14 protein-coding genes are annotated in these 18,070 nt (G+C 45.3%); 11 read left to right on the top strand and 3 right to left on the bottom strand.

From position 1 onward, the window contains the following. The first annotated feature begins 5 nt into the window (after positions 1–5). The 7 genes from K9M52_RS00400 (at position 6) to K9M52_RS00375 (ending at position 10,677) form a co-directional block, all read left to right on the top strand. The gene (locus tag K9M52_RS00400; RefSeq protein WP_224070090.1) at positions 6–1,568 is read left to right on the top strand and encodes a RagB/SusD family nutrient uptake outer membrane protein; all 1,563 of its coding nucleotides are present in this window, start codon (positions 6–8) and stop codon (positions 1,566–1,568) included. Positions 1,569–1,681: 113 nt separating this feature from the next. Further along, a complete protein-coding gene (locus tag K9M52_RS00395; protein ID WP_224070089.1) occupies positions 1,682–2,767 on the top strand; it encodes a glycoside hydrolase family 43 protein in 1,086 nt (361 codons plus the stop codon). Between the two features lie 132 nt (positions 2,768–2,899). Continuing rightward, the gene (locus K9M52_RS18990; RefSeq protein WP_262902416.1) at positions 2,900–3,031 is read left to right on the top strand and encodes a hypothetical protein; all 132 of its coding nucleotides are present in this window, start codon (positions 2,900–2,902) and stop codon (positions 3,029–3,031) included. Beyond that, a complete protein-coding gene (locus K9M52_RS00390) occupies positions 3,018–4,061 on the top strand; it encodes a cellulase family glycosylhydrolase (RefSeq protein WP_224070088.1) in 1,044 nt (347 codons plus the stop codon). The genes K9M52_RS18990 and K9M52_RS00390 overlap by 14 nt, the downstream gene beginning before the upstream one ends. A 155-nt stretch (positions 4,062–4,216) precedes the next feature. Beyond that, a complete protein-coding gene (locus K9M52_RS00385) occupies positions 4,217–6,172 on the top strand; it encodes a sulfatase family protein (protein ID WP_224070087.1) in 1,956 nt (651 codons plus the stop codon). 83 nt (positions 6,173–6,255) lie between these two features. Further along, positions 6,256–9,309 carry a glycosyl hydrolase 115 family protein gene (locus K9M52_RS00380; RefSeq protein WP_224070086.1) on the top strand — a complete coding sequence of 1,018 codons (3,054 nt, stop codon included), beginning with the start codon at positions 6,256–6,258 and terminating at the stop codon, positions 9,307–9,309. Between the two features lie 576 nt (positions 9,310–9,885). Continuing rightward, the gene (locus tag K9M52_RS00375) at positions 9,886–10,677 is read left to right on the top strand and encodes a phosphosulfolactate synthase (protein ID WP_224070085.1); all 792 of its coding nucleotides are present in this window, start codon (positions 9,886–9,888) and stop codon (positions 10,675–10,677) included. 18 nt (positions 10,678–10,695) lie between these two features. On the opposite strand, the gene K9M52_RS00370 is transcribed toward K9M52_RS00375, so the two are convergent. Next, a complete protein-coding gene (locus K9M52_RS00370) occupies positions 10,696–11,256 on the bottom strand; it encodes a lipocalin family protein (RefSeq protein WP_224070084.1) in 561 nt (186 codons plus the stop codon). Between the two features lie 440 nt (positions 11,257–11,696). Between K9M52_RS00370 and K9M52_RS00365 the strand changes: the two genes are divergently transcribed. Continuing rightward, positions 11,697–12,101: a hypothetical protein gene (locus K9M52_RS00365; RefSeq protein ID WP_224070083.1), complete on the top strand. Its 405-nt coding sequence runs from the start codon at positions 11,697–11,699 to the stop codon at positions 12,099–12,101. A gap of 199 nt (positions 12,102–12,300) precedes the next feature. Here K9M52_RS00365 and K9M52_RS00360 read toward each other — a convergent pair whose 3' ends face one another. Beyond that, positions 12,301–12,657: a DUF2200 domain-containing protein gene (locus tag K9M52_RS00360; RefSeq protein ID WP_224070082.1), complete on the bottom strand. Its 357-nt coding sequence runs from the start codon at positions 12,655–12,657 to the stop codon at positions 12,301–12,303. A 79-nt stretch (positions 12,658–12,736) separates the two neighbouring features. After that, the gene (locus K9M52_RS00355; protein ID WP_224070081.1) at positions 12,737–13,300 is read right to left on the bottom strand and encodes a hypothetical protein; all 564 of its coding nucleotides are present in this window, start codon (positions 13,298–13,300) and stop codon (positions 12,737–12,739) included. A 146-nt stretch (positions 13,301–13,446) separates the two neighbouring features. On the opposite strand from K9M52_RS00355, the gene K9M52_RS00350 reads away from it, so the two are divergent. The 3 genes from K9M52_RS00350 (at position 13,447) to K9M52_RS00340 (ending at position 18,038) form a co-directional block, all read left to right on the top strand. Further along, positions 13,447–14,274 (top strand): glycoside hydrolase family 16 protein, encoded by an 828-nt coding sequence (locus K9M52_RS00350; protein WP_224070080.1) that lies wholly within the window; start codon positions 13,447–13,449, stop codon positions 14,272–14,274. Positions 14,275–14,342: 68 nt separating this feature from the next. Then, entirely contained in the window at positions 14,343–15,158 is an 816-nt protein-coding gene (locus K9M52_RS00345; protein ID WP_224070079.1) for an endonuclease/exonuclease/phosphatase family protein, read from the top strand. 291 nt (positions 15,159–15,449) lie between these two features. Then, positions 15,450–18,038, top strand: coding sequence for a glycoside hydrolase family 2 protein (locus K9M52_RS00340; RefSeq protein WP_224070078.1), 2,589 nt, complete (start codon positions 15,450–15,452; stop codon positions 18,036–18,038). The last annotated feature ends 32 nt before the right edge of the window (positions 18,039–18,070 follow it).

Raw genomic sequence — 18,070 nt, 5'->3', positions numbered from 1 at the left:
AGACAATGAAACAATCTAAAAATACGTTCCTGCTGTCGTTATCTGTCGCATGTCTATTGGGGCTGGCCTCCTGCAGTAAGGACCTTGAAATAGCAAATCCCAATGCACCGACCATCGATAATTTCTGGAAAACAGCGAACGATGCACAGAGCGGCGTGAATGCCATTTACAGTACCTATCACCGGGTAGGTCTGGCTAGAAACGAATTCTTTTTGACGATCGTCCGTTCCGACGAGGGATTCAGCACCAGTCCCAACTCTACGTTGATCAATAATTTTGACGTGTTCAACGTGACCAACTATAATCTCTGGGAGACAACCACCGTCTGGCAGGATTTATATGTAGGTATCGGCAGATGTAATCAGGTGCTGGACAATGTGCCGGCCATCGATATGGATGAAACGGTCAAAAATCAGTTACTGGGAGAAGCCAAATTCATGCGCGGATTCTTTTACTATTACCTGGCCACACTCTGGGGCAATGTGCCCGTCCTGTTAAAGACTTCTCTTCCCACGGACTATCCACCCACAACGCCGCAGGCTGAAGTCTATCAGCAGTGTGAAGCAGACTTTAAAGCCGCCGCCGCCGTTCTTCCGGTTAAATATGATAATGCGGGCGTCGGAAGGGCAACCAGGGGTGCTGCCTACGGCATGCTGGGGAAATGTTATCTGCAGATGCATGACTATGCCAATGCGGCCGCGGCCTTAAAGTGGCTCACTGAGGGAGAGGGAAAAGATGTCTATGCACTCATGGACAATTACCGCGATAACTTTTTGGAAGCGACGGAAAATAACAAGGAATCTGTATTTGAATTTCAGAACGCCGTCAACCCGGCGGAAAATCATGACAATGACGCCAGCGGTAATCCCGATAACCTGAACTATGGCACTTCCATTCCGCCGTTTTTCGCACCCAGGCCCATCGGGTTTACTGACGGTCAGGCCCGACGCTGGTGCGTATGGGAGTTCCTGAAGGAGAAGACCACGGACGGTAAGCGGGATCCAAGGCTGGCGGCCAGTTTTATCTACGACTCTACCGATGTGCGGGGCCCGGACTATACCATGGTCTACGGACAGAGCTGGACATCCAGGGGGTATGCCGACGTAGAAGGTGATCCGATTGCCCAGGCGACCCAGAACACGGTGTACTTCCGGAAATTTTTGAACGATGCAACTTCCAACGGGGAAGTGTTCCATTCAGGGAACAATTATCGCTACCTTCGTTACAGCGATGTATTATTGCTCTATGCAGAAGCCTTAAACGGACTCGGTGAAACTGCCAAAGCTTATCCCTTTGTCAATAAAGTGCGGGCAAGGGCCGGCCTGGCGCCGCTGGCTGGCGGGATGGACAAGGCCGCATTTTTAACCCAGATCAAACATGAGCGGCTGACTGAACTCTGTGGTGAAGGGCACCGCTGGGAAGACCTGGTCCGCTGGGGCGATCTCAGCACCAAACTGGCCACAAGAGACGAAGGCTTCAGTCACTATACGGATAAATATGCTTTACTGCCCATTCCCCAGTATGAACTGGATGTCAACACGCATATGCAACAAAATGAAGGCTGGTAGCCCGATCGGTCCGGCGCTTACTTCTTTATGTAGGTGACGGGCCAGTAAACCGGCAGTTGTTTCCGGAAAGAACCGAAGCCGAAATAAAGCGAATCTGATAAAGATAAAATACAATGCACGAAGTATCTGTTAGAATGCGAAGGTCCGGGGCGATCCTGCTGCTTGCAGGCCTGTGCCTGCTGTGGGCGTCCTGTGGAAAATCCGGATCGGGTGGGGGCGGTACGCCGCCGCCCGGCCCGGACAGTCCATCGACGGGAAAAATATTTGTGAATCCGCTGAAAAAATCAGGGCCGGATCCCTGGGTCATTAAAAAAGGAAGTTTTTATTATTATACACAGACCTCGGGCAACCGGATCTCAATCTGGAAAACGCAGTATATGGAAGATCTGGGAGCCGCGAAAGAAGTCGTGATATGGAACGCTCCGGCGGATGCCAGCCTGCCGTACAGCAGTGATATATGGGCACCGGAACTGCATTTTCTCAATGACAAATGGTATATGTATTTTGCAGCGGATAAAAACAGAGACAACACTACACACCGTATGTATGTGCTGGAAAATGCAGCGGAGGATCCCACCGGTACCGGCTGGAAATTCATCGGCAAGATCGCTGATCCGGATGACCGCTGGGCCATCGACGGGACGGTGTTTACCTATCAGGGCGTCAATTATATGGCCTGGAGCGGATGGGAGGCGTCAGTTGATGACCGGCAATGTATTTATGTCGCGAAATTAAAAGACCCGGTTACCATCGAGGGAAAAAGAGTAAAGATTGCCAGCCCTACCTATGACTGGGAAGACCGGATCAATGAAGGTCCGGAAGCCATTATCAGCCCCAAAGGGCAACTTTTTCTGACCTATTCCGGTAATGGTTGCTGGTCGGACGACTACTGTCTGGGGCTGTTGACACTGGCAGAAGGAGGAGATCCGCTCAATGCGGAAGACTGGCAAAAATCGCCGGTGCCGGTGTTTACCAAAAATGTACAGGGCGGCGTCTTCGGTCCCGGCCATAACGGCTTCTTTGCCTCTCCTGACGGCAAGCAGAACTGGATCATCTACCATGCTAACAGCAGTCAGGGACAGGGATGCGGCGACAGCCGCAGTCCAAGGATGCAGCCCTTTAGCTGGGATCAGGACGGCAGTCCGGATTTTGGCAGGCCTGTGCCCATCAATGCACCGCTGGAGGTGCCGGCCACTTAGCAATCATTATAATGCCAATAATGGAAGCGCAAGGGGGCGCCAAAAGCCGGACAGAATGTATAACCGATTATTAGCACTTAATAAAAACAAAAAGATGAACATCACTCAGACAACACAAAAAAACAGAAGTCAATGGCAGCACCGGCACCGGCCCGTGTATTCGGGCAGGGAGCATTCACGGTCGGTGTGGATGAAACTATGCAGCGTGATCCTACTATTTTCGGCACTTTCCTGTCAACAGGGTGGCCGTATGACAGACAGTAAGGATAGTACGTCAAATCATAAGATGCAGGCGGGAACTGCGGCCGTCTGGTCTGCCCAGCAGGCCAACGACTGGTATCAGGCCCAGGGCTGGCTGACCGGTGCGGACTATATTCCTAGTAATGCTGTCAATCAGCTGGAAATGTGGCAGAAGGAGACTTTCAGCCCCGATTTGATCGATAAAGAATTTCAGTTGGCTGAAAATATCGGATTTAATACGATGCGGGTTTTCTTACACAGTCTGGTCTGGAAAGAAGACGCGGACGGTTTTAAAAAGAGAATCGATCAGTTTTTGACAATTGCCGAGAAACATCATATCAAACCGATGTTTGTCTTTTTTGATGACTGCTGGAATAAACAAGCCAGTCCCGGCCCCCAGCCGGCCCCCAAAACAGGCGTGCATAACTCCGGCTGGGTGCAGGACCCAGGACAGCCGAGGTCAGAAGATACAACAATTTTTCCAGAGCTGGAAAAATACGTAACAGATATAATGACAACCTTTAAAAGCGATAAGCGGATCCTCGCCTGGGATCTCTATAACGAACCGGGTAACAATGGGAAGGCAAATAAATCAATGCCTTTGCTGAAAGCGGTACTGAAGTGGGCACATGCTGTCCGTCCCGACCAGCCTATTACTGTGGGACTTTGGAAGTGGGATCTGGAGGATCTCAATAAAGTGCAGATTGCCGGTTCCGATATTATTTCCTATCATGATTATGAAACACCCGACTGGCATCAAAGGGTTGTGCAGTTGCTTAAGGCATTCGGCAGGCCCGTAATCTGTACGGAGTATATGGCCAGGACCCGCAAGAGTTTGTTCAGTAATACGCTGCCCATGCTTAAAAAGGAAAACGTCGGGGCCATTAACTGGGGTTTCGTGGAAGGAAAAACCAATACCATTTATGCCTGGGATTCGCCCATGCCGGACGGTGGAGAACCTAAGTTATGGTTCCATGATATCTTTAGAAAAGACTTTACTCCCTATAAACAGGACGAAGTTGATCTGATCAAAAAATTAAACGGTAAACAGTAAGTGGTGATACCGCCCCGCTGAAAGACTAATGCCGGGCGGGGAAACATATTTTTAGTTTATCGTGGTTCATGCGCCGGTGGCAGAGATGGACAGGAACCGTGTCGGAAATTGGTTCTTTACTGTCTGAGAGGCGCGTCTGTTATAAATAACAGCTGATGAAAACCTATTCAATTGTTTTTAAGAACTGGTGGTTGAGTCGGTATGAGCGGGGCAGATGTCTAATATCTGCCCGGAGAAACCGGCTGATAAGAAAAGGATTGCCTCACCGGGTCAGGGCGTTTCTGCTTATTTTAATGGCCCTGATATTGTCCGGCGTAAGCCGAAAAGCGGTCTGTCAGAAAAAGCCAAATATATTGATCTTTATAGCCGATGATCTGAATCAACAGGATATAGGGGCTTATGGCAACACCGACGTCAGTACACCTAATATGGACCAGCTCTCTAGAGAAGGCATGCAGTTTTCCAGGGCCTATGCAGCTTCTTCCATGTGTACGCCGTCCAGAAGTGCCCTTTTTACCGGGATGTATCCGTATCATAACGGCGCACAGATGAATCATTTTACCGTTAAACCAGGCGTAGATAACTTGCCCGGGTTTTTAAAGGCACTGGGATATCGAGTGGTGATCTCCGGCAAGACAGATGTGTTTCCGCTGGATAATTTTCCTTTTGAGGTTATCGGCAAGGAGTTTGGTAAATATGAACCCGTTGAAAACAGGGTAGATCGGAAAAATGAGTCTGTACATATGATTGAGGACCATTTTAAACAACATCCTGATCAGCCACTTTGCCTGATTGTCGCGCCCTGGTTGCCTCATGTACCCTGGTTTCCACATAAGGATTTTGATCCTGCCAGCATCAAAGTGCCGGATTATCTGGCTGATACAAAGGAAACAAGAGGCGCTCTGGCATCCTATTATCAGAGCATATCAGCTGCCGACGAGATGCTGGGGCGGGTGCTGAAAGCCTTGGATAAAGCAGGGCAAACCAATAATACAGTTACGTTATTTACCGCTGATCAGGGAGCCCAGTTTCCCTCTGCTAAATGGAGCGTCTATGATAAAGGTTTGCATGTGCCCTTGATTGTCAGATGGCCGGGACATATAGAAAAAGGCAGCCAAACCGACGCCTTGGTATCACTGGTAGATATTACACCCACGTTAATTGATCTGGCTGGAGGCAGAGAAGTGGATACGCTGGACGGCCGGTCTTTTAAAGGGGTCTTAGTGGATACTAAAAAAGAAATTCACCAGCACATTTTCGCAGAGTCTTCCATGGAGCCGCATTATTGGTATAATTATACGCCTGGAAGAACTGTCATTACCGCGGATGGTTGGCAATATATCAGAAACTATCATCCGGGAGAACGCTTTATTACACATATTGACAAAGTGGAACGTAACGAATTTTATTTTGACTCCTGGGTGAAAGCGGCTCAAACGGATAAGAAAGCCAGATTCTTATTGAACCGCTATCGTTATCATCCACCGGAAGAGTTATTCAACTTGAATGAGGATACAGAAGAATTTAAAAACCTGGCGCAGGATCCGGTTTATAAGCCCCAATTAGTCAAAGGGAGAGCTATGCTGAAAAAGGAACTGAGTCGTCAGGGAGAAACCGATGAAATGATATTGAAGGGGACCTTGCCCACATTTTTCGATCATCGGTATATGATAGCACAGGGCAGGAGCGCATCGGACCTCTCTTTTAACAGAAAACAATGGAACCCGCACACACTGTATATAACCGCTTATATAAAAGAACTGGATAAAGGTGGTGTGGTCGCAGATTATTTTGGGCATTTTAAGCTCTTTGCCTACCGGGGCAGGATCGGCATTCAGACGGAGGCAGGCAAAGTGTATCAAAGCGAGCCGTTGCCGGACAGAGAGGGGCAGCTCTTGCTAAAATTGACAGAAAACGGAGATCTGGAGATCTCTTTTCAACAGCGGACAGTTGTTTCTGCCCATTTGGATAAAGACCTGACAAAGATCAGGGGAGGATATGTTACCTGCGGCAAAATTCAGGGAAGGAGCTTGAAAGGCAAGCTCAGGAATTATCAGGGCCGGATCTACGATTTGTATTTTACGATGAATGCGCTATCTACGGCTCCTTAAAAAATTGTGGCGATGGAAGCGTCTATTCGATCAGACCGCAAAAAACAATAAGAAAATATTTTTAGAATTCGTATAATCATAGCATGATGAAGTGTAAGTGTATTAATGGCCTGAACAAAGTAATGCGGCGCGCTGTCAGGATACTGGGAAGGGGGCATAATGGCGCCGGTGATGCAAGATTTGTTATAGGTTTTATTGCGGCAGTGATGCTGCTCGGAACTGCCGGTTATAGCCAGGTTACCCTGACATCGAAGGCCTCAGATAATAAGGGGGCGGGCATGTTCAATTTATCCGGTGCCAAGATATTGGAGGATCCTCGTGATCCGGTGGCTGTCAATACCTACGTCAGATTATTTGCAAAAGACATTCAGAATGTTACTGGAAAGGCACCGGGTATCAACCGCAGCCTGGCAAAAGCGGACAATCTGGTGATTGCCGGGACCATTGAAGCAAACCGGTGGATTAAAGCATTGATTGCTGCTGGAAAGATAAATGTGGATTCGATTAAGGGCGCATGGGAACGTTACGGGATTTTTCTGGTGAAAAATCCTTTTCGCCATGTGGGGCAGGCGCTGGTCATTGCTGGGAGTGACCGGCGGGCCGTTGCTTTCGGCCTTTTCAGTATCTCAAAAGTGATCGGCGTCTCGCCCTGGTATTTTTGGGCAGATGTGCCGGTTAAAAAAAGATCGGATGTTGTCCTGTCTGTCAGCAATTTTACTTCTCCCGCCCCTTCGGTTAAATACAGAGGGGTGTTTATTAATGATGAAGATTGGGGCCTTAGACCCTGGGCACGGGATACCTATGAAAAAGAGCTTCATAATATTGGTCCGAAGACCTATAGGCAGGTCTTTGAGCTTCTGCTGAGACTCAACGCCAACTACCTGTGTCCGGCAATGCATCCAGGTTCCAGTGCATTTAATAAGTATCCGGAGAATAAAGTGATTGCCGATAGCTTCGGGATCGTCATGGGGTCTACGCATCCGGAACCTTTATTGTTCAATAATGCCAGCGAATGGGACAAGAAAACGATGGGCGAATGGGATTATAAGACCAATCGTACCGGAATTATGCGCGTGCTGGATAAACGGGTGAAAGAAAATTCTCCATATGAAAATGTCTATACCCTTGCCTTAAGAGGACTGCATGATAAGGAAATGCAGGGAGATTACCCGATGTCAGAAAGACTGAAGCTGGTGGAGGAAGCTTTAAATGACCAGCGCAGCATCCTTAAAAAATATATCGATACCCCTTTGGCAGATATACCACAGATTTTTGTACCTTATAAAGAGGTGCTGGATATCTATAATGCCGGTCTTAAGTTACCTGATGAAGTTACGCTGGTATGGCCGGATGATAACTATGGGTATTTGAAGCAGCTCAGTAATGAAAAAGAGCGCTTGCGTTCAGGACATTCGGGCGTTTATTATCACGCATCTTATTTAGGTAGACCGCATGACTACCTTTGGTTGGCGTCGACACCCCCCAATCTTATGTATGAAGAATTGCATAAGGCTTACGCCACTGGTGCAGACAGATATTGGCTTTTGAATGCGGGGGATATCAAGTCCTGTGAGGCACCGGTCACGCAATTTTTGAGTATGGCCTATCAATTGGATAGTTTTAGTTTTAGCAGTGCGCCGGAGTTTCAGGCTGAATGGTTATCCGATATATATGGTAAAGAATATTTTCAACAGCTGGCCCGTATAACTAAAACGTATAACCGGCTGGCGTTCTCCAGAAAGCCGGAATCTATGGCTTGGGGATTTGAATGGAATTCCAACAGACACGCCAGAGAGATACCTGCCGAAACGGAGTATTCTTTTGATAACTACAATGAGGCACAAGACAGGATCAGCGATTATTTAAAAATACAGAACGATGCGAAGAAGATTTATGACGGATTGCCCGAAGCTTATAAGCCGTCTTTTTACGAGCTGGTACTTTACCCGGTAACAGGGGCCAGCCTGATGAACCGGATGTGGCTCAAAGCGCAGCAACAAAGAGATTGCTATTATGAACATAACAGCGCGGCGAACCGTCTTAAAAAAGAGGTAGATGTGATCCATGACAGCCTGAAGGCCATAACAGACGGATATAATCGTCTGTTGAATGGTAAATGGAATCATGTTATTTCTTTGGTCAATGGGGTAACAGCTTCTTATTTTGAGAAACCTAAATTAAAAACACTTAAGCTTCCCGGCAACGGGCAGCTTAAGGTAAAGGCAGAAGGTTCGGGGACGACCGGTGTAAACGGTTATACTAATATGCTTCCCACTTTTGACAAGCTGGCCGCAAAGACTCATTATTTCGATTTGTATAATACCGGTTCCAAAGTGCTGTCCTGGACCGCCAGGGCGAATGCGCCCTGGGTTAAACTGAGCCGTCGCTCCGGAAAAGTGCAGGATCAGCAGCGGGTAGAAGTAGCTGTGGATTGGAACCAGTTAAAGGAATCGGGCCGGAAGACCGCGATTATTGATATTGTTATGGACGGGGGGCATCAACAGGTATTGGTGGCGGCCAATAATCCAGCTATTTCCTGCGATAGTTTACAGGGATTATATGTTGAAGAAAACGGTGTCGTATCTATACCTGCTGCAGGTTTTAGTCGTAAAGTTGAGTCTTATGGTGTTGAAATGCAATTAGTGAATGATTTAGGTTATACAGATACTTCTGTTATGATGGGCAGTCCTGTTTTGCCGGTTATAAATTCCAGATATACCAAGGCGCCGAATCTGCAGTATGATTTCTATACCTTTCACAGAGGGATGGTAAAGGTTTACACCTATGTATTACCCACTTTTCCATTAAGTTCAAACAGGGATTTTGGTTTTCATGAAGCCAATACCTCGCAAACCACTTATGGTGTAACAATTGATGATGGCATAGTTGATTATCCTTCTTCCTCTTCCCCGGAATATTCTCAGAACTGGGCGACAAATGTAGAGCGTAACGCGGCCATCAATGTCTCAACTCTTTATATTGATAGGCCCGGTAAGCACACGTTGAAAATCATTACCGGGGATCCTGGAATTATCGTGCAGAAAATTGTCATTGACCTGGGCGGGCTGAAGCCTTCCTACATGGGGCCTCAACCGACGACAGTAAGTTGCGATAATAGTGGGACTAAAGGAAAGTGACAAGACGGATATTTACAGTACTTATTTCTTCTTTAAGCGTACTTAGAGACCTGATTATCGAATAACCTGATAGGGATGCCGGATAATCAGGTCACTTTTTTAGGGTCTCTTAAACAGTAATTAGACCAGCCGCTTTGCCAGCATTCGAAGTATGAGCGGAATGCTGGAGATGGACTGCATATCATAGGTTTCTTTTTACCGGTATTTGATTGGATAATTGCTGAATATATATTGCTCATTGCCTTGATTACGTTTGCTTTTCTTTTCCACGCAGTCTACTTGCTTCGGCGTTAGTGTTTAGTTTAGGCATTTATTAGTGTACCGTTGATCAGCTGCGGCTTACGGTAATGACTATAGCAAAACTGTATCTTCCGGTATTAATTTCGAATGAGAGTTTGTCAAAAATCAATTATCCCGTAATATTGTACCGGAAAACAATGTGATAATGACCGAATATCGGAGCGTCTGTTAAATATCGAAGACCTGTGGTGCATACATCGGTGACTACAAAAAATTGCGAATGTTGAGTTACAAACCATGGATTACTTTGTTTTATCAATTATTTAAAACGATTCAATGAAAAATTTTGAGTTACCCCAGTTGCCTGAAAGGACTGTAAAGACAAGAGAAAATGGTCTGACAATGGTGATGGATAAGGGACTTAGCCTGCGTCAGGCGGCTGATCTGGTAGGTGCCAGTGATGAGTATATAGATATAGTGAAGCTGGGATTTGGTACATCTCTCATTACGAAAGAACTGGATAAAAAATTAGCCTTCTATCACGAAGCAGGCATTAAGACTTATTTTGGTGGTACTTTATTCGAGGCTTTTATAGTTCGGGATATGTTCGATGCATACCGAAGTTTGGTTAGTAAATATAAAATGGAATGCGTGGAGGTGTCTGATGGCTCTATACAAATGCCCCATGACCAAAAATGCCGCTATATCAATGAATTATCCAGAGATTTTATCGTATTATCTGAAGTTGGCTCAAAGGAAGAAGGTATTATGATCCGGCCGAACTTGTGGATTTCTATGATGAATAAGGAATTGGAATGTGGTGCCTGGAAGGTGATTGCCGAGGCCAGAGAAAGCGGCACTGTAGGTATTTACCGGCCTAATGGTAATGCACACGTTGCTTTGGTTAATAAAATACTGAAAAATGTACCACAGGACAAAATTCTCTGGGAGGCGCCTAACAAATCGCAGCAGGCCTGGTTTATCAGTTTGCTTGGCGCAAATGTAAATTTAGGGAATATTGCACCGGATGATGTTATTCCTTTAGAGACACTGCGTATCGGATTAAGGGGAGATACTTTTCAGCAATTTATGCCTAAAAAGGCAGCTGAACAAAACTCCGGTGATTAAGTATTCTTTTGAACCGGTTTAAGTGATTTCCTGATCAAATGGACTGACTGCATCATGATTGACCCATATCAGATTCTTGAGATTGTAGCCGATAAGTTCTGCCAGCTTGGTGTACTTGTCTTTTATGCGCTGCGGTAGTATCTTTTGCCTGGATAATATCCATAAATAGTTCAGGTTTCTGCCTGCTACCAATGCGTGATTATAATCATCATCTACCGCGAGTACATTATACCCTTCATATATACCGCCGAAAAAGCTGACCTTGAGCGCGCCGATATTTTTATCGCCCCTGAATTTGGCGACTCCTTCCGCCTTTTCCCATTTTTCCTTTTGTATGTGATAACCGCTATTGATGACCTTGATAGTGTCGTCGTCGTTTAAACGATATTGGGCCATCACATTATCCAGCTGTTTCTCAAACCCGTGATCAAATCGGGCGATTTCGTACCAGTTGCCCAAGTATTTATTGAGGTCAAAATCTTTGATAGGTTCTGCCTTTCTCGGCTTATTTTTAAATGGTCTTAACAGAATTAGCCCACCTATTGCGAGTGCACTTCCAACAAGGAATTTATTTTTCATGATGTTACTGTTAAAATGTTTAACGACAATTACCAGCGATACTTTATTTGATCCACACAAAGAATGCCAGATTTGTTATATAGAATGGCAAATTATCCGTAGCCGGATAAACTTTTTTCCTGCAGGCCAGTGACCTATACTATATGGATGATCTTCAACCGGTCTGCCAATAACGCGCGCTGGATATGGAGAAGTTAGGCGTGAAAGCGCTACTTTCTTTTCCTTCAGGGATGTATCATTAGTGTCTGCCGCAGGACAGGCGATTTCATCATTCTTTTATAATGCTTCAAATCTTTCCCGATTTGATAGAATACTGACATTGGCAGCAGTAGTATCTACCGAAAATCAGGTAACGGTAAAATACTTGATTTGGGTTATTGGGGTAGACTGGTTATATGAATAGTTTTGTTTTATCAAACAATTCATCAATACGCTTAACTATGAAAGATATCTTTAACCGAAAGAATCGATTGCGCTTGTGGGTTATCCTCTTTGTAATAGGAACAAGTCTTATTTCGTCCTGCAGCAAAGAAAAAGATACACCCCCGTCAAAATCCCATAAAATTATCTTCAAGGCCACCGTCTCTGATGGATCTACTATTTCCAATACAGTTTATGGCGTCGATACGGACATTACAACGCAGAGTAGTTTAAGTGGCGAAAGCTGGGCTAGTGATGAAATTATAGCGCCTGCAGGGTCCATCAATGCAAACGTCAGTATACAGGCGCTGGGACAAGACGCGGATGCTACGTTGACTGTTCAGATCTATGTTGATGGAGAGCTGAAGAAAGAAGGTAAGTCAATGGGAGAAATATTAGTGGCTCAGGCCAATTATCGGTTTTGATTAAAGTTTGGTTTTAAAGGCCATCTCCCTGCAAATGGATAAGCGCCGTAATGTAAATGGAGAGATGGCTTTAAAATCGCTTACTGGAATTATGCCCAACAAAATGACCCATTTGCAACGGTTTATCTACCGCTTTATAAGATGAATAGGTTTGTTATGAGTGTCAGTGCGTTTTTATATCCGGGGTGATATTGATCCGCTAGGGTTTTCTCAGGATCTTTTCCATGGATTTGCCTTTAGCGAGCTCATCAATCAGTTTATCCAGATAACGGACTTTTTGCACCAGCGGATCCTCGATGTCTTCCACTCTGTAGCCACAGATGACCCCTGTGATCTTGCCCACATTGGGGTTCAATCTGGGCGCATTTGCAAAGAAATCCTCAAAATTACTTTTAAGTGCCAATTGCGCCTTTAATCCTTTTTCGCTATAGCCTGTTAACCAGCATATAATTTCGTCTACTTCGGCTTTCGTACGGCCTTTTTTTTCTGCCTTTTGAATATACATGGGGTAGACGCCGGCAAAACTCATCTTGTAAATTCTTTCAGTATTATTCATAGTACTTTAATTGAGTTAGAAATTTATCAGGAAATGATTCTGCCCGAAAAATTTCTTACGGGTTATTGATTCTTTGTACTTAGTGCATTTTGAATGAGTGCTTCTCTTTCTTGATTAGTACCTTCCAGTAGCAATATAATGATTTTAGAGATAGCTTTGAAAAGTATGTCTTGCCAGCCTTTTTGAAATAATTTGGACCGTGATTCATTTCCAGTAGAAATTGATCCCAGTCTGCGTGATTCCAATGGCGGACTTTCCCGGGATCATAGATGGTTGGTTCGAATAATGCAAAACTCTTTGCCGCTTCCTCATCTTGCTCTTTCTGTTCTTTTTCACCGGGAATATGCCAGGTTGACATTGTTTGAAATGGGGCCAGTTTTTCATGGCTGATTTCTCTCCACCCCGCATCCATCTTATTTGACAGAAGATACCTGGCAATATGATGATCAGAGGGCATTTTATAGCCACGGGTCTTAGAGGATAATTCGGCGTCGTGAATGAGTTGTTCTAAAGCGTTTAAGTCATTATAAGATTCGAATCGCATATGGTTTATGAGATCATCAAATGTTTCAGTGGGTACGTTCAAAACAGGCGGATTGGCTTTATGCTTCTTGTTGCTGGATTTTTTTGAGATTTTAGTCATGACTACAAAAATAAGCGATTGGAAGTATTTGCATGATAATCTTTGTATGGCCTATGGAGCTTTGATTAGAACGAATGCGTGGATTGTTTTACCCGGAAATTAAATTTTTGTTTACTTTTAGCCGTCTATATCAATGTAGCTAAGCTATGCGCAAATTTTTATTAGGGCTGGTATGTATCGCTTTTTATTGTCCGGGCTGCAAGACAAGCTCCCAGACAACAGCGAAAAGCCGGCTTTATATTCAAAAAGAAGGAAGGATCCATAAAAAATGGAAGTTAGTCTGGAAAGATGATTTTAATAGTTCCAGGATAGATTCAACGAAATGGACAAAGGTGCCGGCAGGCAGCAGCGCCTGGAATAAACATATGACCAGCGATGAAAGATGTTATCGTATTGAAGATAGCAAGCTGGCCTTAATCGGCATTAACAACCCAGACACTTCTGTTGACAAGCGCCGTTTTTTAACCGGTGGCATCTATAGTAAGGGAAAGTTCGCGTTTCAGTATGGGAAAATAGAAATAAGGGCCAAACTGGAGACGGCCCGGGGCGCCTGGCCGGCTATGTGGATGCTGGCTGAGACCAATAAATATGGTCCTTACCCCAGAAATGGCGAGATCGACATAATGGAGCATTTGAACTCGGATAGTATTATTTACCAGACAATACATTCCTATTATACCCTGGATCTGAAACAGGATAAAAAACCACCACATTACGGGACTGCAATCTATAAAGAAGATGAATATAATATTTTCGGCTTAATGTGGTATCCGGATAAGATTGTCTATTTGTTAAATGGTAAAGAAACCTTTACCTACCCACGGGTGGCCGGTGTGGATCCTTCTCAATGGCCCTTTGACCAGCCTTTCTATATACTGATTGATCAGCAACTGGGTGGTTCCTGGGTAGGAGAGGTAGCGCCTGAAGACCTGCCTGTTAAAATGCTGGTTGATTGGGTAAAAGTGTATCAATAGGGATGCTTAGATCTGGTTTCCTGATTTTCGATAAAGAAATGATTAACATTGTAAACAAAATTTGAATCATGCAAAGAATATATCAAAGGACAATGCTTCTGGCAGTGCTGGTTTTTTCTATAGCATTTATCAGCCATGCGCAGAAAACGACTCCGGTAAAGAACATACAACTAAAAGTGATGACTTTCAATACACATCACTGTAATCCACCCGGTGATGCGCAGCTGATCGACGTGAACGGCGTTGCAAATGCGATTAAGCGCGCTGCGCCGGATCTGGTTGCTCTGCAGGAGATTGACGTGAACGTTAAACGTAGCGGTAATATTGATGAGGCGGCTCAAATTGCGGCTAGAGCTGGGTTTAAATATTATTATTTTGCCAAAACACTGGATCTTGAAGGAGGTCAATATGGCATTGCCATTCTTTCTAAGTTCCCTTTATCGGGTACGGCGACCCATCAACTTCCATCCATTGAAAGTTTAAAAGGAGAACCACGTGTATTGGCCACTGCAGTGGTGCACCTGCCTGGTGGAAAGAAACTGACATTTGCCAGCACTCACCTGGATGCCTATCATAAGGAAAACAGGCTATTGCAAATAAAAGAGATCAATCAAATTGCGGCTGGTTTGAACATGCCATTTATCATTGGAGGCGATTTTAATGCCCATGAACAAAGTGAGGTAATAAAAACGCTAGACCAGCAAATGACAAGAACTTGCGAAAACTGTCCTCCCACTTTCGACGAAGGCGATGCATCGGGTGCGATTGACTATGTAGCCTATAGACCTGCAAGTAAATTTAAAGTGTTGTCTCAGAAGGTATTAAATACAGTGAAAGCTTCCGATCACTTTCCGGTGATGGCTGTATTGCAGCTGCATTTCTAAAGGGGACGAGGATAAAAATAAATATAGCAGAACCTTGTCAGAGGCCTGCATCAAATTGTTGTCTTTTGCAACAGTAGCCGCTTTTCCATTTGAAGGGACGGTACTTGTAAGGAAAAGTAGATATATTGGAAAACAGCGGATTGATTTGTCAGACATCGGAATTTTTAAAATATAAAGCGCATGCTGAATACAGCGATTTTACAAAAATAGTGCGTAAAATTTCTATGGATGCTGGTCGAATTTTTATGAGAAGGCCAATTCAGTTAAATAATAGTCATAAATCATTTCGGTATGAACCACTTGACATGTAGCATTTATTTACAACGACAACCCTTTGGGCGAAAGCAGAAGAAAGGTAATTGCCTGACTTGTTTGTCACTACTGCTAATGGCATTATTAATGATTATTGCAGATGCGCCTGCACAGGCGCAATTGGTAATGGAGCCACTGCAGAAATTTAATACAGGTTGGGAATTTACAGCTTTGGCATTTACACATGCCGATGGGCAAAAAACTGGCGTTAAAAGGGGACTAGGCAAGGATTGGTCCGACCAGTTCAATGTCCAGGTTGTTAACAAGGAAGATACGGACTATAAGGATTCCAGTACAAATTTTGATCAGGAGCGCGCTCGTCTGAAAGCGGCCAAATGGCAAAAAGTGATATTGCCGCATACTGCTTTTATTGAACCTGTTCCTATTGAAACGCCCACAGAAGGATATGCTTATTATAGAAAAACGTTTACTGTTCCCTCCAAATTAAAGGGCAAAATTATCCAGTTAGCCTTCGATGGTGTCATGCAGATAGCAGATGTCTGGATAAATGGCAGGTTTGTAAAGCGTCACCAGGGCGGCTATTTGCCTTTCACTTTAGATCTGACGGATAGATTAAACTATGGGAAAAAGAATACGATTTTTATCAAAGTGGACAACCGGGCTAGTCCGTTGATTCCTCCGGGCAAGCCGGTGACAAAGCTGGACTTTATCTATTATTCCGGGATTTACAGGGACACCTGGTTGCATATCACTGATCCATTGCATATTACAATTGCTACTGCCATCCATACGACCGGCGGTGGTGGTGTATTTATACATTACGAAGGCTTGGAAAGAGCAGGTGAGCACCGTGGGCGGATAAAGATCAGGACGAATATCCAAAATCAGGATCGCCGCGCCAGGACTTTCCGGATCGTTCAGCGACTGGTAGACCAAAAGGGACGACAAGCCGGCCGGTGGCAAACACCTATGCAACAGCTACCGGCAGGTACCGACAGCACTTTTGTGCAGAACGTGCTTGTAGAGCATCCGCATCTTTGGAGCCTGGAAGATCCTTACCGCTACACGTTGGTTACGTCCATTATGCAAAACGGAGTAACCATTCATCAAGTCCGGACCAGAATCGGACTGCGTACCATCCGGATCACCAAAGAAAAAGGGTTGCTGATCAATGACCAGCCGGTCCGCCTAATGGGCTCTAACCGGCACATGAACTATCCCTGGATCGGCAATGCGCTTTCGGATAACGCCAACATAAGAGATGCGGTACTGGTAAAGAGAGCGGGTATTAATGCACTGAGACTGGGACACTATCCGCAAGATCCGTCCTTTTATGACGCCTGTGACAGTTTAGGTATTTTGTTGATCGACTGTATTCCCGGGTGGCAGTTTTTCAACAAGGCCGCTTCATTTAAAGCACTCGTTATGCGCGATATCAGAGAAATGATCCGCCGGGACCGCAATCACCCTGCTGTCTTCCTTTGGGAAGTCAGCCTGAATGAAGCCTACCCGCCCAAGGAATTTCGCGTGGCGCAATCAGCGGTGGCTCACAGAGAGTGGCAGGACAGCACAGACTTTTATACCAGTGGCGATTCTTATTTTACTAAGGCGGCCTGGGACGTGCCCTATGATGACTGGAATGGAGATCCTGGTGCCAGAAACAACACAACCTATCCTGATCATCCGTTTTTGGTCAGGGAATATGGAGACTATGAATTCGGTGGTGGAGAGAGCTCCTCCAGAAAATCCAGGGCAGCGGGAGAAAAGGCGTTATTGCAACAAGCCTGGAATCTGCAATGGGAGCATAACCGCAATCAAGTCTACTATCCCAGATGTATCGGCGATATGACCTGGGCGTTTTTTGACGGTATGGCAGGACTGACCAATATTGTTGAGTACTGGGGTATGGCAGATTTATACAGGATTCCCAAGTTTTCCTATTATTTTTTCCAAAGCCAGAAGAGAAAGCCTAATCCCATGGTGTATATAGCCAATTACTGGGAAAAAGGGCCAAATAATAAGCGTAAAGTCATCGTGTATAGCAATGGGGATTCTGTCCGGTTATCGGTGAATGGCAGGCAGATAGCTACCCAAGGGCCGGACCGGGGGCCCGACAGACCTTATGGCACCGATCTGGAAAAGGGCGGGCATCCATTTACTGGCGGAGACGCCAGTCATCTGGCCTCACCGCCGTTTACTTTTAGGGCCGTTCCCTTTCAGGCGGGAGAATTAAAGGCGGAAGGCATACAGCGAGGAAAGGTTGTTGCCATCAGCAATGTATATACACCTGGAAAGCCGGTCCGTATCCAATTATCAGTAGCGGATCAGGGCGTTCCGCTACAAGCCGATGGAGCAGACGCCGTATTTATTCATGCGACGCTGATGGATGCTGCCGGCCACCCGGTATTCAGCGCTGATTCTGCCAGCAGTAGGTTGATTCAGTTTTCAGTTCACGGAAGTGCCCGTATCGTGAGTCCGGAATTGAGCGCGACCCAGGCAGGCATTGCCACGATACTATTGCAATCAACGGGAAAACGGGGTGAAATTGAGATCGAAGCAACCGCAGAAGGACTTAAAGGAGACTGCATAAAGTTTCCTTTAAATTGACAGGGTCTTGAGGTTGTCTGGCTTAAAAGTTA

Source organism: Arachidicoccus terrestris, assembly GCF_020042345.1.
GTDB lineage: Bacteria > Bacteroidota > Bacteroidia > Chitinophagales > Chitinophagaceae > Arachidicoccus > Arachidicoccus terrestris.
The sequence above is the reverse complement of the archived record's forward strand: the minus strand, read 5'-3'. Positions and strand labels throughout refer to the sequence as shown.

Excerpts from the sequence above, each read along its gene's own strand:
- K9M52_RS00400 (WP_224070090.1), top strand. The coding sequence starts at position 6 with ATGAAACAATCTAAAAATACGTTCCTGCTGTCGTTATCTGTCGCATGT.
- K9M52_RS00395 (WP_224070089.1), top strand. The coding sequence starts at position 1,682 with ATGCACGAAGTATCTGTTAGAATGCGAAGGTCCGGGGCGATCCTGCTG.
- K9M52_RS18990 (WP_262902416.1), top strand. The coding sequence starts at position 2,900 with ATGGCAGCACCGGCACCGGCCCGTGTATTCGGGCAGGGAGCATTCACG.
- K9M52_RS00390 (WP_224070088.1), top strand. The coding sequence starts at position 3,018 with ATGACAGACAGTAAGGATAGTACGTCAAATCATAAGATGCAGGCGGGA.
- K9M52_RS00385 (WP_224070087.1), top strand. The coding sequence starts at position 4,217 with ATGAAAACCTATTCAATTGTTTTTAAGAACTGGTGGTTGAGTCGGTAT.
- K9M52_RS00380 (WP_224070086.1), top strand. The coding sequence starts at position 6,256 with ATGATGAAGTGTAAGTGTATTAATGGCCTGAACAAAGTAATGCGGCGC.
- K9M52_RS00375 (WP_224070085.1), top strand. The coding sequence starts at position 9,886 with ATGAAAAATTTTGAGTTACCCCAGTTGCCTGAAAGGACTGTAAAGACA.
- K9M52_RS00370 (WP_224070084.1), bottom strand. The coding sequence starts at position 11,256 with ATGAAAAATAAATTCCTTGTTGGAAGTGCACTCGCAATAGGTGGGCTA.
- K9M52_RS00365 (WP_224070083.1), top strand. The coding sequence starts at position 11,697 with ATGAAAGATATCTTTAACCGAAAGAATCGATTGCGCTTGTGGGTTATC.
- K9M52_RS00360 (WP_224070082.1), bottom strand. The coding sequence starts at position 12,657 with ATGAATAATACTGAAAGAATTTACAAGATGAGTTTTGCCGGCGTCTAC.
- K9M52_RS00355 (WP_224070081.1), bottom strand. The coding sequence starts at position 13,300 with ATGACTAAAATCTCAAAAAAATCCAGCAACAAGAAGCATAAAGCCAAT.
- K9M52_RS00350 (WP_224070080.1), top strand. The coding sequence starts at position 13,447 with ATGCGCAAATTTTTATTAGGGCTGGTATGTATCGCTTTTTATTGTCCG.
- K9M52_RS00345 (WP_224070079.1), top strand. The coding sequence starts at position 14,343 with ATGCAAAGAATATATCAAAGGACAATGCTTCTGGCAGTGCTGGTTTTT.
- K9M52_RS00340 (WP_224070078.1), top strand. The coding sequence starts at position 15,450 with ATGAACCACTTGACATGTAGCATTTATTTACAACGACAACCCTTTGGG.